Genomic DNA, 26,223 nt, shown 5'->3' on the forward strand with positions numbered 1-26,223 from the left:
CCGGGGCTTCAGCGCTCGGCGAGCAGCGGCTCGAGGTAGCGCCCGGTGTAGCTCGCGGGATGGGCGGCCACGTCTTCCGGGGTGCCGGTCGCGACGACGGTGCCGCCGCCCGCGCCGCCTTCGGGGCCCATGTCGATCACCCAGTCGGCCGTCTTGATGACATCGAGGTTGTGCTCGATCACGACGATGGTGTTGCCGTGGTCGCGCAGCTGGTGCAGCACCTTGAGCAGCAGCCGGATGTCGTGGAAGTGCAGGCCGGTGGTCGGTTCGTCCAGGATGTAGAGCGTGCGGCCCGTGTCGCGCTTGGACAGCTCCAGCGCGAGCTTGACCCGCTGCGCCTCGCCGCCGGAGAGCGTGGTCGCGCTTTGGCCGAGCTTCACATAGCCCAGCCCCACGTCCATCAGCGTCTGCAGCTTGCGCGCGATGGCGGGCACCGCACTGAACAGGCCCAGCGCGTCCTCGACCGTCATGTCGAGCACCTCGCTGATGTTCTTGCCCTTGTAGAGGATCTCCAGCGTCTCGCGGTTGTAGCGCTTGCCGTGACAGACGTCGCAGGGCACGTAGACGTCGGGCAGGAAGTGCATCTCCACCTTCAGCACGCCGTCGCCCTGGCAGGCCTCGCAGCGGCCGCCCGCGACGTTGAAGCTGAAGCGCCCCGGGCCGTAGCCACGTTCGCGCGCGGCCGGCACCTCGGCGAAGAGCTCGCGGATCGGCGTGAACACGCCGGTGTAGGTGGCCGGGTTGGAGCGCGGCGTGCGGCCGATCGGCGACTGGTCCACGTTGATGACCTTGTCGAAGGCCTCCAAGCCCTCGATGTTGTCGTGCGGCGCGGGCTCGTCGTGGCTGCCGTACAGCTTGCGGGCCACCGCCGCATAGAGCGTGTCGTTGACGAGCGTCGACTTGCCCGAGCCCGAGACGCCCGTCACGCAGGTGAAGAGCCCGACGGGGATGTCCACCGTGACGCCCTTCAAGTTGTTGCCCCGCGCGTTGACGATGCGCAGCGCCCGCGGCGTGCCTTCGGCTTCGGGCGGGGGTGCGGCGGCGCGCATCGGCCGTGCGGCCGGCGGGGGCAGCAGCTCGCGCCCCCAAGGCGTGCGGCGCTGGGGTACCGGGATGCGCAGCCGGCGGGCGAGGTACTGGCCGGTCAGGGACTCCTCGCTGCGCGCGATCTCCTCGGGTGTGCCCTGCGCGATCACCTGCCCGCCGTGCACGCCGGCGCCCGGGCCCATGTCGATCACGTGGTCGGCCGCGCGGATCATGTCCTCGTCGTGCTCGACCACGAGCACCGAGTTGCCCAGGTCGCGCAGGTGCTTGAGCGTGCCGATGAGGCGGTCGTTGTCGCGCTGGTGCAGGCCGATGCTGGGTTCGTCCAGCACGTACATGACGCCGGTGAGGCCCGAGCCGATCTGGCTGGCCAGGCGGATGCGCTGCGCCTCGCCGCCCGAGAGCGTGTCGGCGCTGCGGTCCAGGCTGAGGTAGTCGAGGCCCACGTTGTTGAGGAAGCGCAGCCGCGCGCGGATCTCGCGCACCACCTTGTCGGCGATCTCGGCCTTGGCGCCCTTGAGCTGCAGCGTCTCGAAGATGCGCAAGGCCTCCTTGAGCGTGGCGTGCGACACCTCGTAGATCGGACGGGCGTCGCCGGTGTTCGCATCCACCAGCTTCACATGCCGCGCCTCGCGGCGCAGGCGGGTGCCATGGCATTCGGGGCAGGGCACGCTGCTTTGGTAGCGGGCGAGTTCCTCGCGCACGGCCACCGAGTCCGTCTCGCGAAAGCGGCGCTCGAAGTTGGGGATGATCCCCTCGAACGGATGCCAGCGTTTGACGGTGCGTTTGCGACCGCCCGCCCCTTCGGCCTGGTAGACGAACTCGATGTCCTCCTGGCCGGAGCCATGCAGCAGCACGCGCCGGGCCTGCTCCGGCAGATCCTCGAAGGGCACCTCCAGGTCGAAGCCGTAGTGCTTGGCGACGCTTTGCAGCATCGAGAAGGTGTAGCCGTTGCGGCGGTCCCAGCCCTTGATGGCGCCGCTGGCGACGCTGAGCGAGGGAAAGGCGACGACCCGCTCGACGTCGAACGCAGTGATCTGGCCGATGCCGTCACAACGCGGGCACGCGCCCAGCGGCGAGTTGAACGAGAAGAGCCGCGGCTCGAGCTCGGCCAGCGAGTAGCTGCACACCGGGCAGGCGAACTTGCTCGAAAAGAGGTGCTCGCGCGCATGCGGCACCCCCGGGCGCTGCGCGTCCGCCCCGCGGGCGGGTCCGCCGCCGTCCGGGGCCGGGCTGACGAGCTCGGCGCTGTCCATCTCCAGCGCGATCGCGCGCCCGTCGGCGATGCGCAGCGCCGCCTCGAAACTCTCGGCCAGGCGCTGATTCATGTCGGCGCGCACCTTGAGGCGGTCGACGACGACGTCGATGTCGTGCTTCTCGGTCTTCTTGAGCGCGGGCACGTCGGGCGCCTCGACGATGCGGCCGTCGACGCGAAAACGCACGTAGCCTTGGGCCTGCATATCCTGGAAGAGCTCCACGAACTCGCCCTTGCGGTCGCGCACGACGGGAGCCAGGATCATGAGCTTGGTGTCTTCGGGCAGCGCGAGCACGGCATCGACCATCTGGCTCACGCTCTGCGCCTCCAAGGGCAGTTCGTGCTCGGGGCAAAAGGGCGTGCCGGCGCGGGCGTACAGCAAGCGCAGGTAGTCGTGGATCTCGGTGACGGTGCCCACGGTGGAGCGCGGGTTGTGGCTGGTGGCCTTCTGCTCGATCGAGATCGCGGGCGACAGGCCTTCGATCACGTCCACGTCGGGCTTGTCCATCAGCTCCAGGAACTGCCTCGCGTAGGCGCTCAGGCTCTCCACGTAGCGGCGCTGGCCTTCGGCGTAGAGCGTGTCGAAGGCGAGCGAGGACTTGCCCGAGCCGGACAACCCGGTGATCACCACCAGCCGGTGGCGCGGGATGTCGAGATCGATGTTCTTGAGGTTGTGGGTCCGGGCCCCGCGCACGCGGATCAAGGGGCCCGTCGAGGGCGCGGCCGGCGCCGGGGCCTCGGCGCCCGAGGAGCCGGCGCCGTCGGCGTCGCGGAGCTGGCGCTGGGAAGGACTCTTCGGCATGGACGCGGCAGGTGCGAAAAGCCCACCATCATAGTGGCGAGCAGCGGCCGTGCCAGCCGGCGCCGGGTGCGCTCACGGTAGGATGCAGGCATGCAGCGCCTTCGACGTCCCTTGGCGACGGCCGCCCGCGCCGCCGTGGCGATGCTGATGGCGGCGCTGCTGGCCGTGTCCGTGGCCGCCTGCGGGGGCGGCGTCTCGCTGGGCATCGGCATCGGGATCGGCGACGATGACGATGCGCCCCGGGTGTCGCTGTTCGCCAACCCCGGCGTCGTGCTGCCGGGGGGCACCTTCATCCTCACGGCCGACGCACGCGACGACGGATTCGTCGAGCAGGTGGACTTCTTCGAGGTGCTGCCCGACGGGAGCCGGCGTCTGCTCCACAACGACCTGCATCGGCCGTTCGAGCTGGTGCTGCAAGCCCCCTTGATGGCCGGGCAGTGGCAGTACCAGGCCGTGGCCTACGACAACTGGGGGCAGCGCGGCTACAGCCCGGTGATCGTCGTCACGGTGCAGCCCTGAACGGCCGTGGCGCGGGGCTTCCTCCGACCTCAAGAGGAGCCGACGACCGCGCTCCGCGGGCGGGCGCTCGTTCGGCGACGCCGCCACCAGAGCCACACCCCCGTGATGCCGTAGCCGGCCAGAATCACACCCGCGGCGCCGACGGCCACCCGGTGCAACGGCCCGCCCCACTCGCCGGTGTGCAGCGGGTAGACCACCGCGTACGCGCGGGCGCCGGGGTCGAGCGCGGTCCACCGGTGCGCGGCGAGCACCTCGCCCGTGCGAGGGTGCAACCACACCGAGCTCAAGCCGTTGGGGTGCGGGTCGTCGGCTAGGCGCAGGCGCAGCCGCACGGGCCGTTCCTCGCCCGCCGGCACCTGCACGTAGCCCGCCCGCGCCTGCGGCCACTGCGCCAGGCCGCGCGTCACGAGGACGTCGAGCGGCACCGGTGGCGCCTGCGGCGAGGCGCGAAGCACTGCCGGCGGCGCCAGCGTCGAGGCGCCCGCTGCCCGGGTCACCCACTGCGAGATCGGGCGCCAGGCCATGTAGGCACCGCTCGCCACGCACACCAGCACCAGCAGGCCGGCCGCAGCCCCGACGACGCGATGAAGATCGAACAAGCGGCGCGTGCCGCCGGCAGACCACTTGATGCACACACCCTGGTGCCACCTGGCCGGCCACCACAGCAGCAGGCCCGAGACGGTGAGCAGCAGGTAGGCCAGCGCCGCCACGCTCAACACGCCCTTACCGATGTCGCCCGACCACAGCTCGCTGTGCAGCTCGAACAACTGCCCGAAGAGGCGCTCGCGCTCGCCGATCTGTGCGAGCAGCCGACCCTGCGTGGGGTGGAAATAGGCCGTGCCGTTCCACCGCGGGCCGCGCACGAACACCCACAGCGTTTCGTCCGACTGGCGCGGCGGGCGGAACGTGAAGCTGGCGTGCGGCCCGTGCAGGCGACGCAGCTCGTCGAGCGCCGCCTGCCAGGGCAGGGCCGATGCGGCCACCGGGCCCCCGAGGCCGGGCTGCACCGCTGGCGCCCGGGCGTGCTCCAGCGGCCGCAGCGCGGCGAGAAGGGTGCCGGTGACGGCGCTCACCAGCAGCACCGCCCCGAGCGAGAGCCCGAGCCAGCGATGCGCGACGAGCCAGAGGCGACGGGGGCGTCCTTGCAGGGGCATGGGCGAGGTGCGGGCCGGGCTGGGCCGAGGGAGGGATGTGGCGTGCCGCCCGGCTTCAGAAGTCGAACTTCGCCGCGACCCGCACCGTACGGGGCAGGCCGACGCCGAGCAGGTTGTTGCCGGCGCTGCTCCAGTAGGTGCGGTCGGTGAGGTTGTCCACGTTGGCCTGCAAGGTGACGCCGGTGCCCGCCCAGCGCGTCGTGTAGCGGGTGCCCGCCGAGAAGGTGGTGTAGCCGCCGACGAAGGCTTCGTTGGCGTTGTTCACCGGTCGCTTGCCCACGTGGTAGGCGCCCGCATTGACCGACCAGCCGGGCACCTGCGGCACGCGGTACTCGCCGAACAGGCTGAACGTGCGCTTGGGCGTGTTCTCCGGCGTCTTGCCCACCTCGGCCGCCGTGCTGGAGCGCAGGATCTGCGCGTCGAGCCACAGGGCCGACGCGATGACCGACCAATGCCGCCCCAGTTCGCCGCTGGCCGACAACTCCAGGCCCTGGTACCGGCTCTTGCCGCCGACGACGAAGCGGTTGGCGGCATCGCGAGTGGTCTGCGGTCGGCGGATGTCGAACACGGCGGCCTGCAGAAGCGCCCCGTGGGCGCTGCGCCACTTGACTCCCAGCTCCTTCTGCTTGTTCACCGCCGGCGGTAGCGTTTCGCCGGCGTTGGCGTAGTTGGCCGAGGCGGTGCCCGTTTCCTCCAGCCCCTCCAGGTAGCTCGCATAAACGCTCAGCGTCTCGGCGGGCTTGAACAGCACCGAGACGTTGGGAGAGGTGTCGGTGGTCTCGTAGGGGGTGACGGCGCCTGCGGCGGTGACGTTCTCGCTCCGGTAGTCGCTGTAGCGCACGCCGGCCATCAGTTGCCATTGCGGCGACAGCGTCATGCGGTCGAAGGCGTACAGGCCCTGGTCCACGATGCGGTTGCGCCCGCCTCGCGTGGCGATCACGGGATGCATCGGCGGCACGGGGCGCGGGTCGTAGATGTTCTGCGGCACGCTGGCCGAGGGGGCCGAGTCGCCGAAGTACGACTCGCGCCGGCCGTAGGAGGCGCCCACGGTGAGGTCGTGCACGATCGTCCCCGTCTCGAGGCGGCCGTTGAGGTCCACGCGGTGGGCGGTGTTCTCGTAGCGTTGGCCATTCACGAAGCTGATGTTGAGCGTGCCCTCGCCGGTGGCCAGGTTGCCGTAGCGGAAGAACGAGTACCGCCGGTCGCGCTCGGCGACGGCGCGGCCCGTCTCGAGGGTGAGCATCCACGCGTCGCCGAGGGCGAGGTCGCCGCGCAGCAGCACGTTGGTGGCCTGCGCGTCGTAGCGTTGCCACTCGCCCGCGGCATTCGTGGTGTTCGCGGGCAGGCGTGGTGTCACCGCCCGGCCGGCGACGCGCGGCACCTCGATGGCCGCCTGTTCGCTGACGTCCTTGCGGTAGTGCTCGACATCCAGCTTGAGGTTGAAGCCGGGAGCCACCCGCCAGTCGTAAGCGGCCGACAGCAGCTGCCGCTCGCCCTGGTAGCGGTCGATGCCCAGCTCCTCCTTGCCAGCCACCGTGTTGACCCGCAGGCCCATGTCCTCGCCGGGGCCGAAGCGGCGGCCCACGTCGGCATGCAGGTCGACCGCGCCGTGGTCGTTGACCGAGGCCGCGATGCTCGTGACCGGCTCGCGGCCCGCGCGCCGGGTCACGAAGTTGACGATGCCCGAGGGCGGCACGAACCCGTAGTAGAGCGAGGACGCGCCCTTGAGCACCTCGACCCGCTCCTTGTTCTCCATCGGGATGTCGATGAGATTGATGACGGGCAGCGAGCCGTTGAGCCGGTAGTTGCCGCGGTTTTCCACCAGCAGGCCGCGGATCGAGATGTTGTCGTAGGTGGAGCCGCTCAGCTGAGAGCGGGTGACCCCGGCCGTGTTGCGCAGCGCGCCGAAAACGGTGCGCGACCCCTGGGCGTCCAGCACCTCGCGCGTCACCACGTTGTTGGTCAGGGGCACGTCCAGCGGGTCCTGGTCCCGGAACGTGCCCACCTGGACGGTCTGCGACGTGTAGCTGCGCTCGCGCTCGCCGGTGACGCGCACGACGTCCAGCTCGCCCGCCGCGTGGGCTGCTTGCGCCATGCCACCGGCAGGAAGAGCGGCGAGGGCGGCCGCGAGAGGGCCCAGCACGACGGGGACGCGGAGTAGGGGGGCAGAAGGCATATGCAATACGACTGCGAATGAGAATGCGTCGCATTATGCAATGCGGAGCGCGTTCGCCGAAGACCCCTCCCCACGGCAGGCCGACGCGCCGGGCTCAGAATGGGGGCATGGTCAACCCGTCGTCCACGCCGCCGCCCACGCGGGCCGCGCCGATCGCGCTCGCGCTCGAGGAGGTGCGGCCGCTGGTCGAGTCCCGCGCGTGGGCGTGGCCGAGCGAGGCGACGCTGCGCGAAGGCGAGCGGCTCCTCGAGCTGGTGGGCCAGGCCTGGCCCGCGCCCGACGTGCAGGTCGAGCCCGACGGCAGCCTCACGCTGACCTGGGAGGCCGGCACGCGCGGCTGGCTGAGCTTGCAGGTGTGCGGGCGCGGCACGTTGGTGCACAGCGCCGTGATCGAAGGCGACGAGTACGGCCAGGAGGAACGCTTCGACAGCGCGCTGCCGGCATGGGCGCACACCCTGCTGCGCCGGCTGTGGGGCCTGCTGCAGTAGTTCAGGCCGCCAGCACGCGCAGGATCTCGCGCCCGTAGGCTTCCAGCTTCTTGGCACCGACGCCACTGACGGCGCCGAGCTCTTCCAGCGTCGTCGGCGCGAGGCGGGCCATCTCGGCCAGCGTGGCGTCGTGGAAGACGACATAGGCGGGCAGGTTGTGCTCGCGCGCGACCTCGGCCCGCCACGCCTTCAGCGCCAGAAAGCGCGCCTGCGCGGCGGCGTCCAGGTCGGCGGGCAGCGCCGCGGCGCGGGCGCCTCGCGGGCGGGTGGCCCGCCCGCGCGCAGGCTCGGCCGGCACGCGCAGCAGCAGGTGCACTTCGCCGCGCAGCACCGAGCGGGCGCTGTCGGCCAGATGCAGCGTCCCGTACTCCCCCTCGGCCGTCACGTGGCCCAGCGCGACGAGCTGACGCAGCACGCCGCGCCACTGTGCCTCGGTCAGGTCTGCCCCGATGCCGAAGGTGCTGAGGCGGTCATGCCCGTATTGCGCGACCTTGTCGGTGCGCTTGCCCCGCAACACGTCGATCAGGTGACCGGCGCCGAAGGCCCGCGGCGCGGCCCCGTGTGCCCCGTGCTGGTGGAAGCGGTAGATGCACGACAGCGCCTTGCGCGCCGCATCGGTCGCGTCCCAGGTGGCCGGCGGCGCCAGGCAGTTGTCGCAGTTGCCGCATCGTGCCCTCATCGTCGGTCGGCCGGCCTGCACCCCGAGGAGGTCGCCCCCGCCGGGGGACGCCGCCGCCGCGCCATAGTCTTCGCCGAAGTACGCCAACAGCCGCACCCGCCGGCACTCGTGCGTCTCGGCCAGCGCCAGCAGCGCGTCGAGCTTGCCGCGCTGCACGCGCTTGAAGTCCTCGCTCGCGGGGCTCTCGTCGATCATGCGCCGTTGGTTGACGACGTCGGCCAGGCCGTACGCCATCCAGGCCTCGGCCGGTTCGCCGTCGCGGCCGGCGCGGCCGGTTTCCTGGTAATAGCTCTCGATGTTCTTCGGCAGGTCCAGGTGCGCGACGAAGCGCACGTCCGGCTTGTCGATGCCCATGCCGAAGGCGATCGTCGCCACCATCACCAGGCCCTCCTCGCGCAAGAAGCGGTCCTGGTGCTGCTGTCGCACCGCGGCGTCGAGCCCCGCGTGGTAAGGCAGCGCGGCGATGCCTTCGTCGTTGAGCCAGGCGGCGGTTTCCTCCACCTTCTTGCGCGACTGGCAATAGACGATGCCGGCCTCGCCCTCGTGCTCGTCGCGGATGAAGCGCAACAGCTGCGCCCGCGGGTTGTCCTTCTCGACGATGGTGTAGCGGATGTTGGGCCGGTCGAAGCTGCTGATGAAGACGCGCGCGTCCTGCAGCTGCAGCCGCTCGACGATGTCCGCGCGGGTGTGCTCGTCGGCGGTGGCCGTCAGCGCGATGCGCGGCACGTCGGCGAAGCGCTCGTGCAGCACGCTCAAGCCCAGGTACTCGCTGCGGAAGTCGTGCCCCCATTGCGAGACGCAGTGCGCTTCGTCGATCGCGAAGAGCGCCAGCCGGCCGCGCAGGTAGAGCGACTCCAGCTGCGCCAGGAAGCGCGGCGTCGTCACGCGCTCGGGAGCGGCGTACAGCAGCACCAGCCGCCCGCTCATCAGCTCGCGCTCGACACGCTGCGCCTCCTCCAGCGACAGCGTGGAGTTGAGGAAGGCGGCATGCACGCCCGCTTCTTCCAGCGCACCGACCTGGTCGTGCATCAGCGCGATCAGCGGCGAGACCACCACCGTCACGCCGCGGCCGGCGCGGTGGCGCGCGATCGCCGGGATCTGATAGCACAGCGACTTGCCGCCGCCGGTGGGCATGAGCACCAGCGCATCGCCCCCGGCGCTCACGTGCTCGACGATGGCCGCCTGCGGCCCGCGGAAGCGGTCGTAGCCGAACACCTCCCGCAGGATGTCCAGCGGGACGGTGCTCGGGGCGGCGGTCGAACGGGGCCGGGCGGAATCGGTCATGGCGAGGCCGGCAATGGTAGCCGGGCGCGGCCCGCCCGAGCCGGGCCGGTACGCCGGGCCCTGCGATGCCCAGGGGCGCGCCCGGGCGACAAGACCCGGCCTGGCAGGTCGGGCAAGGCGGGCGGCCAGGCGCCGACCGGCCTTCCGCGGCGACAATAACGGTTTTCCCGCATTCGATGAGCGATCGCACCGACTCCTTGCGCATGACCGCGGCCGAGCGCCGAGCCAGTTCGTGGCTCGCGGCGATCTTCGGCCTGCGCATGCTGGGCCTGTTCCTGATCCTGCCCGTCTTCGCGCTCGATGCCCGACAGATGCCCGGCGGCGAACAGATGGGCCTCGTGGGCCTGGCCATCGGCATCTACGGCCTTACCCAGGCGGTGCTGCAGATCCCTTACGGCGCCGCCTCGGACCGGCTCGGGCGCCGGCCCGTCATCGTGGCCGGCCTGCTGGTCTTCGCCCTCGGCTCGTTCGTCGCCGCCGTCGCCCACGACCTGTGGATGGTGGTCGTCGGCCGTGCGCTGCAAGGCGCGGGGGCGATCTCGGCCGCGGTGACGGCGCTGATCGCGGACCACACGCGCGACGAGGTGCGCACCAAGGCCATGGCGATGGTGGGGGGCTCGATCGGTCTGTCCTTTGCGTTGTCGCTGGCGCTCGCGCCGTGGCTGTACACGCTGGTGGGCATGTCGGGCCTGTTCACGCTCACCGGGCTGCTGGCGCTCGGGGCCATCGCCGTCGTCACACGCGGCCTGCCGCCGGCGCCGGTGGCGCCGCGTCCGGGCACGGCGCCGCATTGGCGCACCGTGCTCGCGCACCCCGAGCTGCAGCGGTTGTGCGCGGGCATCTTCCTGCTGCACCTGGTGCAGATGGCGATGTTCGTCGTCGTGCCGGTGGCGCTCGTCGAGCACGTGGGCCTGCCGGTGGCCCAGCACGGCTGGGTCTATCTGGCTGTGGTGGTGCTGTCGTTCGTGCTGATGGTGCCGGTGATGATCTGGAGCGAGCGCCGCGGCCGGGTGCGTGCCGCCTTCCTCGGCGCCGTCGCGCTGCTGGCGCTCACCGAGGCGGCCCTGGCTCACGGCTGGACGGAGCCGGTCTGGCTGATCGGCGCGTTGCTCGCGTTCTTCGTCGGCTACAACCTGCTCGAGGCCTCGTTGCCGTCGCTCGTCTCGCGGGTGGCGTCACCGGCCGCCAAGGGGTTGGCCCTGGGCGTGTTCAACACCTGCCAGTCGCTCGGGCTCTTCGCCGGCGGGCTCCTCGGCGGCCAAGTCGCCGCGCGCTGGGGACAGTCCGCGGTTTTCCAGGTGTGCGCGGCGCTGATGCTGCTGTGGCTCGCGCTGGCCTGGCCGATGCGCCCGCCCGCGCGGCGCACCGCGCCCCGCGGCGACGGCGTGTCGGCCTGAAGCCCGGCCCGCGCGCCGAACCCACCAAGGGGTGATTCGGGGGCCGCGAGGGGCTCGGAGATAATCACCCGGACACCGCAGCTTCATGTATCTCTAGGAGGAGCCGAGCCATGGCCTCTGTCAACAAAGTCATCCTGATCGGCAACCTCGGGCGCGACCCCGAGGTGCGCTACACGCCCAACGGTTCGGCCGTCTGCAACATCTCGTTGGCCACCACCCGCAACTGGAAGAACCGCGACACCGGCGAGCGCCAGGAGGAAACCGAGTGGCACCGCGTGGTGTTCTACGACCGCCTGGCCGAGATCGCCGGGGAGTATCTGAAGAAAGGCCGCTCGGTGTACGTCGAGGGGCGCCTGAAGACCCGCAAGTGGCAAGGCCAGGACGGCAAGGACAACTACACCACCGAGATCATCGCCGAGCAGATGCAACTGCTGGGCAGCCGCGAGGGCATGGGCGGCGGTGCGGCGGGCGACGAAGGCGGCTACAGCCGCGAGCCCCACGAGGGCGGCGGTGCGGGCCGCAGCACCCCGGCGGCCTCGCGCCCGGCCAGCAAGCCCGCGCCCAAGTCGTCGACCGGCTTCGACGACATGGACGACGACATCCCGTTCTGACGATCCGACCGACAGCCGCCCCGCGCGGCTGCGCGCGCGAAGGCCCGGGCACGCCGCGTGCTCGGTAGCCTGACCGGTGAACCGCGGTGCCTGTGCCACCGCCCCGCTTCCACCGATGGACCGCGCTGCTGCTTACCCCCGCCTGGTCGCCGACGTCGGCGGCACGCATGCCCGCTTCGCCTGGCTGGCCGAGCCGCAAGCCGGGCTCTCGTGCATGACCACGTACCGCGTGGCCGAGCATGCCGGGCTGCGCGAGGCGATCGAACACTACCTCCAGTCGCAGGGCCTGCCCCGCCCGGCATGTGCCGCGGTGGGCATCGCCAACCCGGTCACCGCAGATCGGGTGCACATGACCAACCACGACTGGAGCTTCTCCATCTCGGAGCTGCAGCGTCTGTTGGGGCTGGAACGGCTGGTCGTGCTGAACGACTTCACGGCACTGGCCTTGGCCCTGCCGTTGCTCGGGGCCGACGAGCGCCGCCAGGTGGGGGGTGGGACGGCCGTCGCGGCCGCGCCCATCGCGCTGCTGGGGCCGGGCACCGGCCTGGGCGTCTCGGGCCTCGTGCCGGTGCCCGGCGGCGGCTGGGTGCCACTGACCGGCGAAGGCGGCCACGTCACCCTGTCGGCGGCCGACGAGCGCGAGGACGCGGTGCTGGCGCTGCTGCGCCGGCGTTTCGGACACGTGTCGGCCGAGCGTGCCCTGTCGGGGCCGGGCCTGGCCAACTTGTACCAAGCCGTTTGCGAGCTGGCCGGCAAGCAGGCCTCTCCGCTGGATGCGCCCGCGATCACCCAGGCCGCGTTGCGACATGCCGATCCGCACTGCGTCGCCGCGCTGGAGTTGTTCTGCGCCTTCCTCGGCACGGTGGCCGGCAATCTGGCGCTGACGCTCGGAGCGCGCGCGGGCGTCTACATCGGCGGCGGCATCGTGCCGCGGCTGGGCGAATGGTTCGACGGCTCGTCGTTCCGCGAGCGCTTCGAGGCGAAGGGGCGATTCCGCGAGTACCTGGAGGGCATTCCCACCTGGGTCATCCTCGCCGAGTCGCCGGGATTGCGCGGCGCCGCCCAGGCCCTGGACCTGCCCGGCTGAGCCGGCGCGGTGGCGACCGTCCCCGTGCCCTCCTCCAGGCAAAGTGGCCGATGCAACACCGCCGCCGTCGGCACGCCGGGCGGCGCCCGAGGTCAGGCCGCCGCAGCCCCTTCGATCACGCCGCCCCCGAGGCACACTTCGCCGTCGTAGAGCACGGCCGACTGGCCGGGGGTGACGGCCCACTGGGCGTCGTCGAAGTGCAGCCGGAAGCGGCCGCCCTCGCCGCCTTCGAGGACGCAGGCCGCGTCCTGCTGGCGGTAGCGAGTCTTGGCCGCGTAGCGGCCCGGCTCGGGCGGGGTGCCGGCGATCCAGCTGGCGTCGGCGGCTTCCAGCGAGAGCGACTGCAGCCATGGGTGGTCGTGCCCTTGCACGACGTACAGCGTGTTCGTCGCGACGTCTTTCCGGGCGACGAACCACGGCTCGTGCTCCCCGCCGCCGCGCGCCGCGCCGCGCTCCTTGACTCCGCCGATGCCCAGCCCTTTGCGCTGGCCCAGCGTGTAGAAGCTCAGGCCGATGTGCTGCCCCAGCACGCGGCCGCGATCGTCCTTGATCGGGCCCGGGTCCTTGGCCAGGTAGCGGTTGAGGAACTCGCGGAACGGCCGCTCGCCGATGAAGCAGATGCCGGTCGAATCCTTCTTCTTCGCGTTGGGCAGGCCGAGCTCGGCCGCGATGCGGCGCACCTCGGTCTTGTGCAGCTCGCCGACGGGGAACAGCGTGCGCGCGAGCTGCGCCTGCGTCAGCCGGTGCAGGAAGTAGCTCTGGTCCTTGGACGGGTCCACGCCCTTGAGCAACTCGAAGCGGCCGTCCACCTCGCGCACGCGGGCGTAGTGGCCCGTCGCGATCTTCTCGGCGCCCAGGCGCATCGCATGATCCAGGAACGCCTTGAACTTGATCTCGGCGTTGCAGAGGATGTCCGGGTTCGGCGTGCGGCCGGCCTGGTATTCGCGCAGAAACTCCGCGAACACCCGGTCCTTGTACTCGGCCGCGAAGTTCACGTGCTCGACGTCGATGCCGATCACGTCGGCCACCGAGGCCGCGTCCAGCCAGTCTTGCCGCGAGGAGCAGTACTCGCTGTCGTCGTCATCTTCCCAGTTCTTCATGAAGATGCCGACGACCTCGTAGCCCTGGGCTTTCAGCAGCCAGGCAGAGACCGCCGAATCCACGCCCCCCGACAGGCCCACGACGACGCGCGTCATTGCTTGATCTCCGGCTCGAAGACGCTGTGGTGGGTCATCACGAGTTCCAGCGGGTAGCGTTTGCCGTCGAGGTAGTCCTCGATGCACCGCAGCACCAGCGGGCTGCGGTGCCGCTCGGCGCTCGCGCGCACCTCCTCGGCGGTCATCCACACCGTGCGCACGATCCCGTCGTCCAGCACCCAGCCGGGCGCCGGGTCCGTGACGGTGCCGACGAAGGCGAGCCGCAGGTAGGTCACGTCCTCGTGGGTGGCCGGCCGGTGGAAGCGCGACAGGTACACGCCCAGCACGTGCGTGGGCGTGAAGACGCAGCCGGTCTCCTCCAGCACTTCGCGCGCAACGCCCTGCTCGGGGGATTCGCCCGGGTCGAGGTGGCCGGCCGGGTTGTTGAGCTTCAGGCCTTCGGCGGTGTGCTCCTCGACGAGCAGGAAGCGGCCTTCGCGCTCGATCACGGCCGCCACGGTGACACTGGGTTTCCAACGGTCCTGCATGGGCGGGCAGTGTAGCGCCGGCCCCCCGGGCGGTCGGCGGCAGGGGCAAAGCGGGCGCCGATGTCGCCCGCGCGATAGCTGTCAACCCACCCGAAGTTGAAACTGAGTTACCGTGCGCGATCTGTCAGCTTGTGTAAGCTGCGCGTCAGTTGCGTTGGCAATTCAACGAGGAGGGCAGGACTCATGCTCATAGGCGTACCGCTCGAGACGGTGGCGGGGGAGACGCGCGTCGCCGTCACGCCCGAGACGGCGAAGAAACTCGTGGCCCAGGGCCACACGGTGCGCATCCAGCGCGGCGCAGGCGTGGCGGCGTCCGCGCCCGACGAGGCCTACACCGCGGTGGGGGCCGAGCTCACCGATGCGCCGGGCGCATTCGGCTGCGAGCTGGTGCTCAAGGTGCGCGCGCCGCAGGCCGAGGAGGTCGGGCGGATGAAGCCGGGCACCGTGCTCGTCGGCATGCTCAACCCCTTCGATGCGCAGGGGCTGCAGCGGCTGGCGTCGGCGGGGGTCACCGGCTTCGCCCTCGAGGCCGCGCCGCGCATCACGCGCGCCCAGAGCATGGACGTGCTGTCGTCCCAGGCCAACATCGCCGGCTACAAGGCCGTGATGATCGCGGCCAACGTGTACCAGCGCTTCTTTCCGATGCTGATGACGGCGGCCGGCACGGTCAAGGCCGCTCGCGTCGTGGTGCTGGGCGTGGGTGTCGCGGGCCTGCAGGCCATCGCCACCGCCAAGCGGCTCGGGGCCGTGATCGAGGCGAGCGACGTGCGCCCCTCGGTCAAGGAGCAGGTCGAGTCGCTGGGCGCCAAGTTCATCGACGTGCCTTACGAGACCGACGAGGAGCGCGAGGCGGCCGAGGGCGTGGGCGGCTACGCCCGGCCGATGCCGCAGAGCTGGCTCGACCGCCAGAAGGCGGAGGTGGCCAAGCGCGTGGCGCAGGCCGACGTGGTCATCACCACGGCACTCATCCCCGGGCGGCCGGCGCCGCGGCTCGTCAGCGCCGAGATGGTGCGCAGCATGAAGCCCGGCTCCGTGATCGTGGACTTGGCGGCGGCCCAGGGCGGCAACTGCGAGCTGACCGAGCCGGGCCGCACGGTGGTGCAGCACGGCGTGCACATCGTCGGCGAGACGAACCTGCCGGCGCTGGTGGCGGCCGACGCGAGCAGCCTGTATGCGCGCAACGTGCTCGACTTCCTCAAGCTCATCCTCACCAAGGAAGGCGGCCTGAAGATCGACCTGGACGACGAGATCGTCGCTGCCTGCCGCGTCACCGCCAACGGGGAGGTCACGCGCCGATGAACCGCATCATGCTGCGCGCGAAGCTGCACCGCGCCACCGTCACCGAGGCGGACCTGCACTACGAAGGCTCCTGCGGCATCGACGAGGACCTGCTCGATGCCGCGGACATGCGCGAGTACGAGCAGATCGAGCTCTACAACGTCAACAACGGCGAGCGCTTCTCGACCTACATCATCAAGAAGCCGCGGGGATCGGGCGCGATCTCGCTCAACGGGGCCGCGGCGCGCAAGGCGCAGGTGGGCGACTTGCTCATCATCTGCACCTACGCGCCGATGAGCGAGGACCACGCGCGCGACCACAAGCCGCGCGTCGTGTTGCTGGGCGAAGGCAACCGCGTCAAGGAGATACGCAAACTCTGAGCGGCGCGCCGCGCCGCGCCCGGCCCGCCCGGCCCGCATCCGCCCCCCGTGGCGCGCGACGGCTGCGGCGGCCGCCCACCGAGGCTTCACATCAGGAGACAACCGGCATGGAAACGATCAGCCCGGTCATCATCAACCTCATCATCTTCGTGCTCGCGATCTACGTGGGCTACCACGTCGTCTGGAACGTCACGCCGGCCCTGCACACGCCGCTGATGGCCGTGACCAACGCCATCTCGGCGATCGTGATCGTGGGCGCCATGCTGGCCGCGGCACTCACCGAGGGCGGCCTGGGCAAGACGATGGGCACGCTCGCGGTCGCGCTGGCCGCGGTCAACGTCTTCGGCGGCTTCCTCGTCACGCGCCGCATGCTCGAGATGTTCAAGAAAAAGACGCCCGCGAAGAAGGAGGGCAAGTAAATGAGCCTCAGCATGAACGTCGTGACGCTGCTCTATCTGGTGGCGTCGGTCTGCTTCATTCAGGCGCTCAAGGGCCTGAGCCACCCCACCACGTCCATCCGCGGCAACGTCTTCGGCATGGTCGGCATGGCGATCGCCATCCTCACGACCGCCGCACTGATCGTCAAGCTCTCGGGCCAGGCCGCGCAAGGCATGGTCTATGTGCTCGTGGGCCTGCTGGTGGGCGGCACGGCCGGTGCCATCATGGCCCGCCGCGTCGAGATGACCAAGATGCCCGAGCTCGTGGCCTTCATGCACAGCATGATCGGCCTGGCGGCGGTGTTCATCGCCATCGCCGCGGTGGCCGAGCCCTGGGCCTTCGGCATCACCGGGGCGGGCGAGCCGATTCCCACCGGCAACCGGCTGGAGCTCTTCCTCGGCGCGGCCATCGGCGCGATCACCTTTTCGGGGTCGGTGATCGCCTTCGGCAAGCTCTCGGGCAAGTACAAGTTCCGCCTGTTCCAGGGCGCCCCGGTGGTCTTCGCCGGGCAGCACCTGCTCAACCTCGTGCTGGGGCTGGCCACCGTCGCGCTGGGCCTGGTGTTCATGTTCACCGAGAGCTGGCCGGCCTTCTACGCGATGCTCGCGCTCAGCTTCGTGCTGGGCGTGCTGATCATCATCCCGATCGGCGGGGCCGACATGCCGGTCGTGGTGTCCATGCTCAACAGCTACTCGGGCTGGGCGGCCGCGGGCATCGGCTTTTCGCTCAACAACTCGATGCTCATCATCGCCGGCTCCCTGGTGGGCAGCTCGGGTGCGATCCTGAGCTACATCATGTGCCGCGCGATGAACCGCTCGTTCTTCAACGTGATCCTGGGCGGCTTCGGCGGTGAGGCCGGCGCGGCCGCGGGCGGCGCGCAGCAGCAGCGCACGGTCAAGAGCGGCAGCCCCGACGATGCGGCCTTCATCCTCTCCAACGCCGAGAGCGTCATCATCGTGCCGGGCTATGGCCTCGCGGTGGCGCGCGCGCAGCATGCGGTCAAGGAGTTGGCGCAAAAGCTCACCGACAAGGGCGTGAGCGTCAAGTACGCGATCCACCCGGTGGCCGGCCGCATGCCGGGCCACATGAACGTGCTGCTGGCCGAGGCCGAGGTGCCCTACGACCAGGTGTTCGAGATGGAGGACATCAACGCCGAGTTCGGTCAGGCCGACGTGGCCATCATCCTCGGCGCCAACGACGTGGTGAACCCGGCCGCGCACGTCAAGGGCAGCCCGATCTACGGCATGCCGATCCTGGAGGCCTACAAGGCCAAGACGGTGATCGTCAACAAGCGATCGATGGCCGCGGGCTACGCCGGGCTGGACAACGAGCTGTTCTACATGGACAAGACCATGATGGTGTTCGGCGACGCCAAGAAGGTGGTGGAGGACATGGTCAAGGCGATCGAGTAGCGCAGCGAACGAACGATCGTTCGATTATCGAAACACCTGATAACGGGCTTGTCAGCCCTCCGTCAGAATCGCGCTTCCGCTTCCAAAGAACGTATGAACAAGCCCTGGCTCCAGCACTACCCCGAAGGCGTTCCTCACGAGATCGACCCCGACCAGTACCCCTCTCTCGTCGCACTGCTCGAGGAGAGCTTCCAGAAGTTCCGCGACCGGGCGGCCTACAAGTTCATGGGCAAGACGGTCACCTTCGGTGACGTCGACGACCTGTCGCGGGCCTTTGCGGCCTACCTGCAGTCGCTCGGGCTGGAGAAGGGCGACCGCATCGCGATCATGATGCCCAACGTGCCGCAGTACCCGGTGGCCGTGGCCGGCATCCTGCGCGCGGGCTATGTGGTGGTCAACGTCAACCCCCTGTACACCCCCCGCGAGCTGGAGCACCAGCTCAAGGACTCGGGCGCCAAGGCCATCGTCATCCTCGAGAACTTCGCGCGCACGCTGCAGGAGTGCCAAGCCCACACGCCCACCAAGAAGGTGGTGCTCGCCGCGATGGGCGATCTGCTGGGCTTCCCGAAGGGGCTCATCGTCAACTACGTCGTGCGCAGCGTGAAGAAGCTGGTGCCCGCCTTCGAGCTGCCCGGCGCGGTGCGCTTCAACGATGCGATCGCTCAAGGCCGGCGCGCCCCGTTCCGCAAGCCCGAGATCCGGGCGGACGACATCGCCGTGCTGCAGTACACCGGCGGCACGACCGGCGTGAGCAAGGGCGCGGTGCTGCTCCACCGCAACATCATCGCCAACCTGTTGCAGTCCGAGGCGTGGAACCTGCCAGCGATGAAGAAGGTGCCCCCGGGCGAACAGCCCGTCACCATCTGCGCGCTGCCCCTCTATCACATCTTCGCCTTCACGGTGAACATGATGCTGTCGCTGCGCATGGGCGGCTGCAACGTGCTGATCCCGAACCCGCGCGACCTCCCGGCCGTGCTCAAGGAGCTGTCGCAGCACAAGTTCCACAGCTTCCCGGCGGTCAACACGCTGTTCAACGCATTGGCCCACCACCCGGACTTCAACAAGGTGGACTGGTCGCACTTGTCGATCAGCGTCGGCGGCGGCATGGCCGTGCAGCAGGCCACGGCCAAGGTGTGGCTGGAGAAGACCGGTTGCCCGATCTGCGAGGGCTACGGGCTCTCGGAGACCTCGCCGTCGGTGACTTGCAACCCGACCGACAGCAAGGCCTACACCGGCACCATCGGCCTACCGTTGCCGTCGACCGAGGTCAAGCTGCTCGACGACGAGGGCCACGAGGTGCCCATCGGCACCCCGGGCGAGCTGTGCGTGCGCGGCCCGCAGGTGATGGCCGGCTACTGGCAGCGGCCCGACGAAACGGCCAAGGTAATGACGGCCGACGGCTTCTTCCGTACCGGCGACATCGCGACGATGGACGAGCGCGGCTACTTCAAGATCGTCGATCGCAAGAAGGACATGATCCTCGTCTCGGGCTTCAACGTGTACCCGAACGAGATCGAGGACGTCGTCACTCAGATGGACGGCATCCTGGAGTGCGCCGCGGTCGGCGTGCCCGACGAAAAGTCCGGCGAAGCGGTCAAGCTCGTGATCGTGCGCGAGAACCCGAACATCACCGAAGCGGACGTGCGCGCCTACTGCGAGCAGCACCTCACCGGCTACAAGCGCCCGAAGATCATCGAGTTTCGCAAGGAGTTGCCCAAGACGCCGGTGGGCAAGATCTTGCGCCGGGAGCTGCGCGACAAGAAGTAAGGCACGGCAAGCACCGCGCCGCGGCCCGATGGCAACATCGGGCCGTCGTGCTTTTGGGAAGAGGAAGCGATATGAGCCGGATCGCCATCATGGCCGCCATGCCCGAGGAGCTGCAGGCGTTGCTCGACTGCATGCCCGACGAGCACCGCGTGCGCCATGCCGGGCGCGAGTTCTGGCTGGGCCACCTGGTGGGGCAGGACGTGGTGGTCGTGCTCTCGCGCATCGGCAAGGTCGCGGCCGCGACCACGGCGGCGTTGCTGGTCGAGCGCTTCGCCGCCCGGGAGATCGTCTTCACCGGCGTGGCGGGCGGCCTGGCCGAAGGGGTGGCGGTGGGCGACGTGGTGGTGGGCCGGCAGTTCCTGCAGCATGACTTCGACGCCTCGCCCATCTTCCCGCGCCATGAGATCCCGTACTACGGCCGCTCGACGTTCGACGCCGACGACCGGGTCGCCAGCCGCCTGGCCCGGGCCGCGCACGAAGTGCTCCAGGCCGCGGCCGAGCATCTCGGCGCCCCGGCCGTGCAGGCTTACCGGCTGGCGGGCCGTCGCTGCCACGAAGGGCTCATCGTCAGCGGTGACCGCTTCGTCAGCACCACCGCCGAGAGCGCGGCCCTGCGCGCGGAGCTGCCGCAGGCGCTCGCCGTCGAGATGGAAGGCGCCGCGGTGGCGCAGGTCTGCCACGACCTGGGCGTGCCGTTCGGCGTGATCCGCACCATCTCGGACCGCGCCGACGACGCCGCGCATGTCGACTTTCCCGCCTTCTTGCGCGACGTGGCGAGCCGCTTTTCCGCAGCCGTGGTCTCCCGCTACCTCTCGGCCGTCTGAGCGTCCCTTCTCGTCCCTTCTCGCCTGCGGCCCTGCCTCTCGTCCGAGCCTTCTGGGCTCTCGCCCGGGCCTTCTTCCTTCTCGCTGTGAAGCTTTGCGCGCCGGGGGGATCGAGGCGCCGTCGGCAGCTTCGGCTGCGGCCCCACTCGCGACACGGCGCCCTGTTCCGGGGAGGACCCGGCGGCGTTCAGGAGCTGCGCTGCCGCGCCTCGGCGCTCTCGAGGCGCGGGGAGCCGGCGACGATGTCGAAGCGGTACAGCCGGCATTCGATCGGCCCGTTCCACAGCGGCACCCGACGCGACTCCTTCAGCCGCATACGGCCCGCGAGCTTCATGTCGGGGCTCAGCACCCACGCCGTCCAGCCGCCGAAGTGCCGCTTCCAGTGCGCCGCCAGGCGCTCGAAGAAGCCCTCGCTGAGGGCGGTTTCCTCCTGGCGTGCGCCCTGCGGCGGGCGCGGCCTGCCGCTGGCGGCCTCCGCCTGCGCCCCCGGGCGGCCCACGCTGCCGCGGGCCGCGATGCGCTCTCCGTAGGGCGGGTTCATCATCAGCGTTCCGGCCAGCCCGGCGGGCAGCGGGGGCGCCGGGCGCTGCAGCGCGTCGCCCCCGTGGAACTCGATGGCCTGCGCGACGCCGGCCCGCTCGGCATTGCGGCGTGCGAAGTCCACCATGCGGAAGGCCACGTCGCTCGCGAACACCGGCACGCGGGGCGGATGGATGCGGGCCTGGGCGGCCGCTTTCAATGAGGCCCATCGGGCACGCGCTTCGGGCGATGCGAAAGGCCGCAAGCGCTCGAACGCGAAGCGGCGTTTGAGGCCCGGGGCGATGCCGCAGGCGATCTGGGCGGCCTCGATCGCGATGGTGCCCGAGCCGCAGCAAGGGTCGAGCAGCGCTCCTCCGGCCTCGGGCGCCCCGCGCCAGCCGGCCGCGGCCAGCATCGCGGCGGCGAGCGTTTCCTTCAGCGGGGCTTCGCCCTTGTCCTCACGCCAACCGCGCTTGAAGAGCGGCTCGCCGGACGTGTCGGCATAGAGCGTCGCGTGCGACGGTGTGAGGTGGAGCATCACCCTGAGGTCGGGCCGCTGGGTGTCCACGTCGGGACGGGCGCCCGTGGCCTCGCGCATGCGGTCGCACAGCGCGTCCTTGATGCGCAGCGCGGCGAAGTTGAGGCTCCTGAGCGGCGACCGCTGCGCGGTCACCTCGACCTTGATCGTCTGCCGGGTGCCGATCCACGCCGTCCAGTCCACCGAGCGCGCGAGGGCGTAGAGGTCGTCCTCGGTGCGGTAGTCGCCCTCGGCCAGCTGCACCAGCACGCGCTGCGCGAGCCGGCTTTCGAGGTTGAGCCGCATGACCGCCTCGGCATCGCCTTGCGCGCACACCCCGCCGCGGGCCGGGCGCACCGCGGCCTCGCGGCCGAGAATGCCTGCGACCTCGTCCGCGAGCAGGGCCTCGACGCCCGCTGCGCAGGGGAGGAACAACGCGAAGACGCTCATCACGAGGCGGGGGAGGCCAGGCGCTGCATCACAACGCCTTGCGCAAATTGGCGGGCGCGATCTTCAACGCCTCGCGGTACTTGGCCACGGTGCGGCGCGCCACCTGGATGCCCTGCTCGCCGAGCATCTCGCTGATCTGGCTGTCCGACAGCGGCTTCTTCGGGTCCTCGGCGGCCACCAGCTGCTTGATGAGCGCACGCACGGCGGTGCTGGAGGCATTGCCTCCCGCCTCGGTGTTGAGCGACGAGCCGAAGAAGTACTTGAGCTCGAACGTGCCGAAGGGCGTGGCCATGTACTTGGCGGTGGTCACGCGCGAGATGGTCGATTCGTGCAGCCCGAGTTCGTCGGCGATCTCGCGCAGCACGAGCGGCTTCATCGCGATCTCGCCGTGTGTGAAGAAGTTCTTCTGCCGCTCGACGATGGCCTGCGCCACGCGCTGGATGGTCTCGAACCGCTGCTGGATGTTCTTCATGAACCAGCGCGCCTCCTGCAGCCGCGCGCTCAACGCCTGCGCGCCCTCGTGGGCGCGCTGCTGCTTGAGCGCCTGGGCGTAGAGGTCGTTGATGCGAAGCCGGGGCATCACGTCGGGGTTGAGCACCACCTTCCATTGCCGCCCGGCCTTCTGCACGATGACATCGGGCACGACGATGTGGGCCTCGGCGCGCGTGAAGGGGCGCCCCGGCTTGGGCTCGAGCGAGACGATGAGGCTCTGGGCTTGCTTGATCGTCTCCTCGTCGGCCCCGGTGGAGGCCATCAGCTTCTTGATGTCGCGCCGCGCGAGCGTCTCGAGGTGGTGCTTGCAGATGAGGGTCGCCACCACCTGCGCCTCGCTGCGCGGCAGCGCCTGCAATTGCAGACACAGGCATTCGGACAGGTTGCGCGCGCCCACCCCGGTGGGCTCCAGGCTCTGCAGCCACTTGAGCGCGCATTGCAGCCGCTCGAGCAACTCCTCGCGCGCCTCGGCGTCGTCGCCCGCCAGACGCGCGGCGATCTCCTCCAGCGGGTCGGCGAGGTAGCCATCTTCGTCGAGCGACTCGATCAACACCATCACCGCGGCCGCATCCTCGGGGGCCAGCCGCATCCCCATGAGCTGCTGGCGCAGGTGGTCTTGCAGACTGATGCCGGGGGAGGCCCGGTCGATCGGGTCGAGCTCGCCGTCGTCGATCGCCCCGTTGCGGGGTGCGGGCGTTTCGCGGATGCCGTCGAAATCATCGCGCTCGGTGCCGTTCTCCCAGTCCTCGCGCTCGGTGGCGCCGAACTCGACGCTGTCCATGCTCGGCGCTTCCGGGGCCTCGAAGCCGTCGCCGCCCTCGGCCTCGGCCGCGAGGGTTTCCGAGGCGGGGGTCCGCTCGGGAACGGCGGCGGCCGGCGCGGCTTCGCCCGCAGGGTCTTCCTCGGGCTCGAGGAAGGGGTTCTGCTCCAGCATCTGCTCGACTTCCTGGTGCAGCTCGAGCGTGGAGAGTTGCAGCAGGCGGATCGACTGCTGCAGCTGGGGCGTGAGCGCCAGGTGCTGCGACAGCCGGACCTGCAGGGAAGGCTTCATGACCGACACGGCCGCACCGCCTGCAGGGTGGACGCAGCGAAGACCGCGGCGGCGACGACTCGCCGCGCGGCGCCCGCAAAGGACAAGCGCTGCCGCGTCATCTCACATCCGGAAATGCTCGCCGAGATAGACCTTGCGCACGTCCGGGTTCTCGACGATCTCGGACGGCGTGCCCTGCGCCAGCACCTGGCCTTCGCTGATGATGTAGGCGCGGTCGCAGATGCCCAGCGTCTCGCGCACGTTGTGGTCGGTGATGAGGACGCCGATGCCGCGCGACTTGAGGAAGCCGATGATGCGTTGGATTTCGATCACCGCGATCGGGTCCACGCCGGCGAAGGGCTCGTCCAGCAGGATGAAGCGCGGCCGGGTGGCCAGCGCCCGGGCGATCTCCACACGGCGCCGCTCGCCGCCGGACAGCGCCGGCGCAGGCATGTGCCGCAGTTTCTCGATGCTGAGCTCGTGCAACAGCGCGTCGAGCCGCTGGCGGATCTTGTCCTTGCCCAGCGGCCGACCCTCGGCGTCGTGCTGCAACTCCAGCACGGCGCGGATGTTCTCTTCGACCGTGAGCTTGCGGAAGATCGACGCCTCTTGCGGCAGGTACGACAGACCCAGGCGCGAGCGCTCGTGGATGGGCCGGTTCTCGACCTGCTTGCCATCGAGCAGGATCCGCCCTCCGTCGGCCCGCACCAGCCCCACGATCATGTAGAAGCTGGTCGTCTTGCCGGCGCCGTTGGGGCCGAGCAGGCCGACGACCTCGCCGCTCTTGACCTCCAGGTGCACGTCGCGCACCACCTTGCGCGCGCCGTAGCTCTTTTGCAGTCCGTGCGCCTCGAGCCGGCTGGCCGGGCGTGAGCCGGCGCTGGCGGTGGGCGGCGTCATCGTGCGGCTCCCGCGGGCGGGCCGGCGTCGCGCGGGCTCAGCACGCCGCGCACGCGCCCATCGCCTTCGCCCCCTTGCACGGTGAAGGTCTCGGCGAGGTTGTCGTAAGTGATCGTCTGGCCCTTGACCTCGTCGGCCAGCGTGGTGCCCCGGTAGCGCCGCACGACGGCCTGGCCCACCAGGCGCACGGTGTCGGTGCGACCGTCGTACTCGATACGCTGCCCCTCGCCCTCGATGTACTCGTCGACCGCATCGCGCTTCTGGCGGAAGTAGGCGCTTTGGCCACCGCCCGCATGCGCCACTGCCGACTGGTGGCCGCTGGGCGTCTGGTGCACCTCGACCCGCGCGGCCTTGACCGTCATGGTGCCCTTGGTGATCACCACGTTGCCCGTCAGCACGTTGGTCTGCTTGAGGTCGTCGTAGCGCAGCGTGTCGGCGGTGAAGTTGAGGGGCTTGTAGCGATCGGCCCGCTCCGCATGGACCGCAGCGGCCCCGAGCGCCAGCGCGAGCGCCGCGCACATCGGCGCCCGCCGCAGGCGGAGCTGGAAGGGGGGGAGGGAGGAGGGGCTCATCGCGGCATGAAACTTGCAGTTGCGACCCATTCTAGCAGCCGCAACTGCCGCGTGGGGCCCCGGCGGCGGGTTACTTCTTGCGGGCCTGGGCGATCAGGTAGTCGGCCACCACGAGCGAGCGCTCCAGCGAGCCGGTCAGTCCGCCAGAGGTCCAGTAGCGCCCGTTCACCCCCAGGGCGGGCACGCCGTCGATCTTGTAGCCCTCGGCGAGCTGGCTGGCCTGGCGCACCTTGGCCTGCACCCCGAAGGAGTTGAAGGCCTCGAGGAACTTGGCGCGGTCCACCCCGTTCTTGGCCATGAAATCGGCCACGGCTTCGGGTTTGTTGAGCGGGTTGCGCTCGACGTGGATCGCGTGGAAGACCTTGCGGTGCAGCGCTTCCAGCTGGCCCAGCGCCTCCAGCGCGTAGTAGATGCGCTGGTGGACCACGAACTCCTCGCGGAACGCGACCGGCACGCGGCGGAAGTTCACGTCGGCCGGCAGCTTCTTGACCCAGACGTCGAGCAGCGGCTCGAAGCGGTTGCAGTGCGGGCAGCCGTACCAGAAGAACTCGACGACCTCGATCTTGCCCGGCGCCGAGGTCGGCTGCGGCTGCTTGAGCACCACGTAGTCGGTGCCGGCCTGGGGGGCCTGGGCGTGCACTGCGGGCGCCAGCAGCGTGGCGCCGATGCCTGCCGCGGCGCAAGCCGCCATGCCCCCTGTGAATTCACGACGCTTCATCTGATTCCTTTCTGTGCTGGGCAAGGGCGAGATGCGGGCGCCCGTGCCCGCCCGGCACCTGTGGCCCGTTCCTGTGGAGTCTCGCGCCCCGCCAAAGTTCAGCCTCGCCTACTTCTGCACGCGCACCAGCGTGGCGTCCACGCCGGCCGCCGCCAGCCGCTCCTTCTGAGATTCCGCCTCGGACTGGTTGTCGTAGGGCCCCAGACGCACACGGTACACCGTGCGACCGGCCTGCTCGCGCTCGCTGATCTTGGCCGTGTAGCCCTGCATCGCGAGTTTCGCGCGTTGCTGCTCGGCGTCGTCGAGCTTGGCGAAGGCGCCGGCCTGCACGAAGTAGATCACGGCCGGGCCGGGGGCATCCTGTCCGGAGAGGATGGCAGCCGGGTCCCGGCCGGAGGTGGCCTTGCCCTCTTGTCCCCGCAACCCGGGCGGCAGCGGTGAAGAGGCCGGGGGCGTGGCCGGGGCGGCGCCGGTGGCGGGAGCGTTCGGCGCCGCCGGCTTCGTGGGCGTCTTGCCCTGCAGCGGCGTGTTCGGGTCCCAGTTGCGGTTGCGCTCGGCCTCGGCGGCGTCCTGCTCGGCCGTGCGTTGGGGCACCTTGTTGACGAAGGGCACCGGCACCTTGGTCACGTACAGCGCCACGCCGAGCGCGAGCGCCAGGCCGATCAGCAGGCCGACGATCAGGCCCAGGATGAATCCACCGCGTTGCTTCTTCATGTAGGAATGCCTTGCCGTTGATCGGACGCCGT

General features: G+C 70.3%; 23 protein-coding genes. 11 read left to right on the forward strand and 12 right to left on the reverse strand.

What is annotated here, in order from left to right; genetic code table 11:
* Positions 1-8: 8 nt before the first annotated feature.
* Positions 9-3,101, reverse strand: coding sequence for an excinuclease ABC subunit UvrA (gene uvrA / locus OMP39_RS00680; RefSeq protein ID WP_264892904.1), 3,093 nt, complete (start codon positions 3,099-3,101; stop codon positions 9-11).
* 90 nt (positions 3,102-3,191) lie between these two features.
* Between uvrA and OMP39_RS00685 the strand changes: the two genes are divergently transcribed.
* On the forward strand, positions 3,192-3,620 hold the full coding sequence (locus OMP39_RS00685; RefSeq protein WP_264892905.1) for a hypothetical protein: 429 nt from the start codon (positions 3,192-3,194) through the stop codon (positions 3,618-3,620).
* Positions 3,621-3,649: 29 nt separating this feature from the next.
* On the opposite strand, the gene OMP39_RS00690 is transcribed toward OMP39_RS00685, so the two are convergent.
* Positions 3,650-4,774, reverse strand: coding sequence for a PepSY-associated TM helix domain-containing protein (locus OMP39_RS00690; protein ID WP_264892906.1), 1,125 nt, complete (start codon positions 4,772-4,774; stop codon positions 3,650-3,652).
* Between the two features lie 55 nt (positions 4,775-4,829).
* Positions 4,830-6,869, reverse strand: coding sequence for a TonB-dependent siderophore receptor (locus OMP39_RS00695; protein WP_264892907.1), 2,040 nt, complete (start codon positions 6,867-6,869; stop codon positions 4,830-4,832).
* A 188-nt stretch (positions 6,870-7,057) separates the two neighbouring features.
* On the opposite strand from OMP39_RS00695, the gene OMP39_RS00700 reads away from it, so the two are divergent.
* A complete protein-coding gene (locus OMP39_RS00700; RefSeq protein WP_264892908.1) occupies positions 7,058-7,438 on the forward strand; it encodes a hypothetical protein in 381 nt (126 codons plus the stop codon).
* A gap of 1 nt (position 7,439) precedes the next feature.
* Here the strand turns inward: OMP39_RS00700 and OMP39_RS00705 are convergent, their stop codons facing one another.
* A complete protein-coding gene (locus OMP39_RS00705) occupies positions 7,440-9,401 on the reverse strand; it encodes a RecQ family ATP-dependent DNA helicase (protein ID WP_264892909.1) in 1,962 nt (653 codons plus the stop codon).
* 176 nt (positions 9,402-9,577) lie between these two features.
* Here OMP39_RS00705 and OMP39_RS00710 point away from each other — a divergent pair, with 176 nt between their 5' ends.
* From OMP39_RS00710 to OMP39_RS00720, 3 genes are all read left to right on the forward strand, one after another.
* Entirely contained in the window at positions 9,578-10,798 is a 1,221-nt protein-coding gene (locus tag OMP39_RS00710) for an MFS transporter (RefSeq protein WP_264892910.1), read from the forward strand.
* A gap of 110 nt (positions 10,799-10,908) precedes the next feature.
* Positions 10,909-11,409 carry a single-stranded DNA-binding protein gene (ssb, locus tag OMP39_RS00715; RefSeq protein ID WP_264892911.1) on the forward strand — a complete coding sequence of 167 codons (501 nt, stop codon included), beginning with the start codon at positions 10,909-10,911 and terminating at the stop codon, positions 11,407-11,409.
* 115 nt (positions 11,410-11,524) lie between these two features.
* The gene (locus OMP39_RS00720; protein WP_264892912.1) at positions 11,525-12,496 is read left to right on the forward strand and encodes a glucokinase; all 972 of its coding nucleotides are present in this window, start codon (positions 11,525-11,527) and stop codon (positions 12,494-12,496) included.
* A 92-nt stretch (positions 12,497-12,588) separates the two neighbouring features.
* Here the strand turns inward: OMP39_RS00720 and mnmA are convergent, their stop codons facing one another.
* Complete coding sequence (mnmA, locus tag OMP39_RS00725) at positions 12,589-13,692, reverse strand: tRNA 2-thiouridine(34) synthase MnmA (RefSeq protein ID WP_264892913.1); 1,104 nt, start codon at positions 13,690-13,692, stop codon at positions 12,589-12,591.
* Positions 13,689-14,180 (reverse strand): NUDIX hydrolase, encoded by a 492-nt coding sequence (locus tag OMP39_RS00730; protein WP_264892914.1) that lies wholly within the window; start codon positions 14,178-14,180, stop codon positions 13,689-13,691. The genes mnmA and OMP39_RS00730 overlap by 4 nt, the downstream gene beginning before the upstream one ends.
* 183 nt (positions 14,181-14,363) lie before the next feature.
* Between OMP39_RS00730 and OMP39_RS00735 the strand changes: the two genes are divergently transcribed.
* The 6 genes from OMP39_RS00735 to OMP39_RS00760 all read left to right on the forward strand — a co-directional run bounded on the left by OMP39_RS00735 (position 14,364) and on the right by OMP39_RS00760 (position 20,279).
* Positions 14,364-15,479 carry a Re/Si-specific NAD(P)(+) transhydrogenase subunit alpha gene (locus OMP39_RS00735; RefSeq protein WP_264892915.1) on the forward strand — a complete coding sequence of 372 codons (1,116 nt, stop codon included), beginning with the start codon at positions 14,364-14,366 and terminating at the stop codon, positions 15,477-15,479.
* Positions 15,476-15,838, forward strand: coding sequence for an aspartate 1-decarboxylase (gene panD, locus OMP39_RS00740; RefSeq protein WP_264892916.1), 363 nt, complete (start codon positions 15,476-15,478; stop codon positions 15,836-15,838). Before OMP39_RS00735 ends, panD begins: the two co-directional genes overlap by 4 nt.
* A gap of 107 nt (positions 15,839-15,945) precedes the next feature.
* The gene (locus tag OMP39_RS00745; protein WP_264892917.1) at positions 15,946-16,257 is read left to right on the forward strand and encodes an NAD(P) transhydrogenase subunit alpha part 2; all 312 of its coding nucleotides are present in this window, start codon (positions 15,946-15,948) and stop codon (positions 16,255-16,257) included.
* Positions 16,258-17,688, forward strand: a complete 1,431-nt coding sequence (locus tag OMP39_RS00750) for an NAD(P)(+) transhydrogenase (Re/Si-specific) subunit beta (protein WP_264892918.1) — start codon at positions 16,258-16,260, stop codon at positions 17,686-17,688.
* A gap of 93 nt (positions 17,689-17,781) precedes the next feature.
* Entirely contained in the window at positions 17,782-19,455 is a 1,674-nt protein-coding gene (locus OMP39_RS00755) for a long-chain-fatty-acid--CoA ligase (RefSeq protein ID WP_264892919.1), read from the forward strand.
* A 71-nt stretch (positions 19,456-19,526) separates the two neighbouring features.
* Positions 19,527-20,279: a 5'-methylthioadenosine/adenosylhomocysteine nucleosidase gene (locus OMP39_RS00760; RefSeq protein ID WP_264892920.1), complete on the forward strand. Its 753-nt coding sequence runs from the start codon at positions 19,527-19,529 to the stop codon at positions 20,277-20,279.
* A gap of 187 nt (positions 20,280-20,466) precedes the next feature.
* Here OMP39_RS00760 and OMP39_RS00765 read toward each other — a convergent pair whose 3' ends face one another.
* The 6 genes from OMP39_RS00765 to OMP39_RS00790 form a co-directional block, all read right to left on the reverse strand.
* On the reverse strand, positions 20,467-21,765 hold the full coding sequence (locus tag OMP39_RS00765; protein WP_264892921.1) for a THUMP domain-containing class I SAM-dependent RNA methyltransferase: 1,299 nt from the start codon (positions 21,763-21,765) through the stop codon (positions 20,467-20,469).
* Positions 21,766-21,793: 28 nt separating this feature from the next.
* Positions 21,794-23,308 carry an RNA polymerase factor sigma-54 gene (locus OMP39_RS00770; protein WP_264892922.1) on the reverse strand — a complete coding sequence of 505 codons (1,515 nt, stop codon included), beginning with the start codon at positions 23,306-23,308 and terminating at the stop codon, positions 21,794-21,796.
* Between the two features lie 102 nt (positions 23,309-23,410).
* Complete coding sequence (lptB, locus tag OMP39_RS00775) at positions 23,411-24,187, reverse strand: LPS export ABC transporter ATP-binding protein (RefSeq protein ID WP_264892923.1); 777 nt, start codon at positions 24,185-24,187, stop codon at positions 23,411-23,413.
* On the reverse strand, positions 24,184-24,759 hold the full coding sequence (lptA, locus tag OMP39_RS00780) for a lipopolysaccharide transport periplasmic protein LptA (protein ID WP_264892924.1): 576 nt from the start codon (positions 24,757-24,759) through the stop codon (positions 24,184-24,186). Before lptA ends, lptB begins: the two co-directional genes overlap by 4 nt.
* A 70-nt stretch (positions 24,760-24,829) precedes the next feature.
* The gene (locus tag OMP39_RS00785) at positions 24,830-25,477 is read right to left on the reverse strand and encodes a thiol:disulfide interchange protein DsbA/DsbL (protein WP_264892925.1); all 648 of its coding nucleotides are present in this window, start codon (positions 25,475-25,477) and stop codon (positions 24,830-24,832) included.
* A 108-nt stretch (positions 25,478-25,585) separates the two neighbouring features.
* Positions 25,586-26,191 (reverse strand): SPOR domain-containing protein, encoded by a 606-nt coding sequence (locus OMP39_RS00790; RefSeq protein ID WP_264892926.1) that lies wholly within the window; start codon positions 26,189-26,191, stop codon positions 25,586-25,588.
* Positions 26,192-26,223: the final 32 nt, after the last annotated feature.

The organism is Schlegelella aquatica (assembly GCF_026013905.1).
GTDB classification, from domain to species: Bacteria; Pseudomonadota; Gammaproteobacteria; order Burkholderiales; family Burkholderiaceae_C; genus Caldimonas; species Caldimonas aquatica.

Coding starts and splice junctions, on each gene's coding strand:
- uvrA (WP_264892904.1), bottom strand. CDS start 3,101: ATGCCGAAGAGTCCTTCCCAGCGCCAGCTCCGCGACGCCGACGGCGCC.
- OMP39_RS00685 (WP_264892905.1), top strand. CDS start 3,192: ATGCAGCGCCTTCGACGTCCCTTGGCGACGGCCGCCCGCGCCGCCGTG.
- OMP39_RS00690 (WP_264892906.1), bottom strand. CDS start 4,774: ATGCCCCTGCAAGGACGCCCCCGTCGCCTCTGGCTCGTCGCGCATCGC.
- OMP39_RS00695 (WP_264892907.1), bottom strand. CDS start 6,869: ATGGCGCAAGCAGCCCACGCGGCGGGCGAGCTGGACGTCGTGCGCGTC.
- OMP39_RS00700 (WP_264892908.1), top strand. CDS start 7,058: ATGGTCAACCCGTCGTCCACGCCGCCGCCCACGCGGGCCGCGCCGATC.
- OMP39_RS00705 (WP_264892909.1), bottom strand. CDS start 9,401: ATGACCGATTCCGCCCGGCCCCGTTCGACCGCCGCCCCGAGCACCGTC.
- OMP39_RS00710 (WP_264892910.1), top strand. CDS start 9,578: ATGAGCGATCGCACCGACTCCTTGCGCATGACCGCGGCCGAGCGCCGA.
- ssb (WP_264892911.1), top strand. CDS start 10,909: ATGGCCTCTGTCAACAAAGTCATCCTGATCGGCAACCTCGGGCGCGAC.
- OMP39_RS00720 (WP_264892912.1), top strand. CDS start 11,525: ATGGACCGCGCTGCTGCTTACCCCCGCCTGGTCGCCGACGTCGGCGGC.
- mnmA (WP_264892913.1), bottom strand. CDS start 13,692: ATGACGCGCGTCGTCGTGGGCCTGTCGGGGGGCGTGGATTCGGCGGTC.
- OMP39_RS00730 (WP_264892914.1), bottom strand. CDS start 14,180: ATGCAGGACCGTTGGAAACCCAGTGTCACCGTGGCGGCCGTGATCGAG.
- OMP39_RS00735 (WP_264892915.1), top strand. CDS start 14,364: ATGCTCATAGGCGTACCGCTCGAGACGGTGGCGGGGGAGACGCGCGTC.
- panD (WP_264892916.1), top strand. CDS start 15,476: ATGAACCGCATCATGCTGCGCGCGAAGCTGCACCGCGCCACCGTCACC.
- OMP39_RS00745 (WP_264892917.1), top strand. CDS start 15,946: ATGGAAACGATCAGCCCGGTCATCATCAACCTCATCATCTTCGTGCTC.
- OMP39_RS00750 (WP_264892918.1), top strand. CDS start 16,258: ATGAGCCTCAGCATGAACGTCGTGACGCTGCTCTATCTGGTGGCGTCG.
- OMP39_RS00755 (WP_264892919.1), top strand. CDS start 17,782: ATGAACAAGCCCTGGCTCCAGCACTACCCCGAAGGCGTTCCTCACGAG.
- OMP39_RS00760 (WP_264892920.1), top strand. CDS start 19,527: ATGAGCCGGATCGCCATCATGGCCGCCATGCCCGAGGAGCTGCAGGCG.
- OMP39_RS00765 (WP_264892921.1), bottom strand. CDS start 21,765: ATGAGCGTCTTCGCGTTGTTCCTCCCCTGCGCAGCGGGCGTCGAGGCC.
- OMP39_RS00770 (WP_264892922.1), bottom strand. CDS start 23,308: ATGAAGCCTTCCCTGCAGGTCCGGCTGTCGCAGCACCTGGCGCTCACG.
- lptB (WP_264892923.1), bottom strand. CDS start 24,187: ATGACGCCGCCCACCGCCAGCGCCGGCTCACGCCCGGCCAGCCGGCTC.
- lptA (WP_264892924.1), bottom strand. CDS start 24,759: ATGAGCCCCTCCTCCCTCCCCCCCTTCCAGCTCCGCCTGCGGCGGGCG.
- OMP39_RS00785 (WP_264892925.1), bottom strand. CDS start 25,477: ATGAAGCGTCGTGAATTCACAGGGGGCATGGCGGCTTGCGCCGCGGCA.
- OMP39_RS00790 (WP_264892926.1), bottom strand. CDS start 26,191: ATGAAGAAGCAACGCGGTGGATTCATCCTGGGCCTGATCGTCGGCCTG.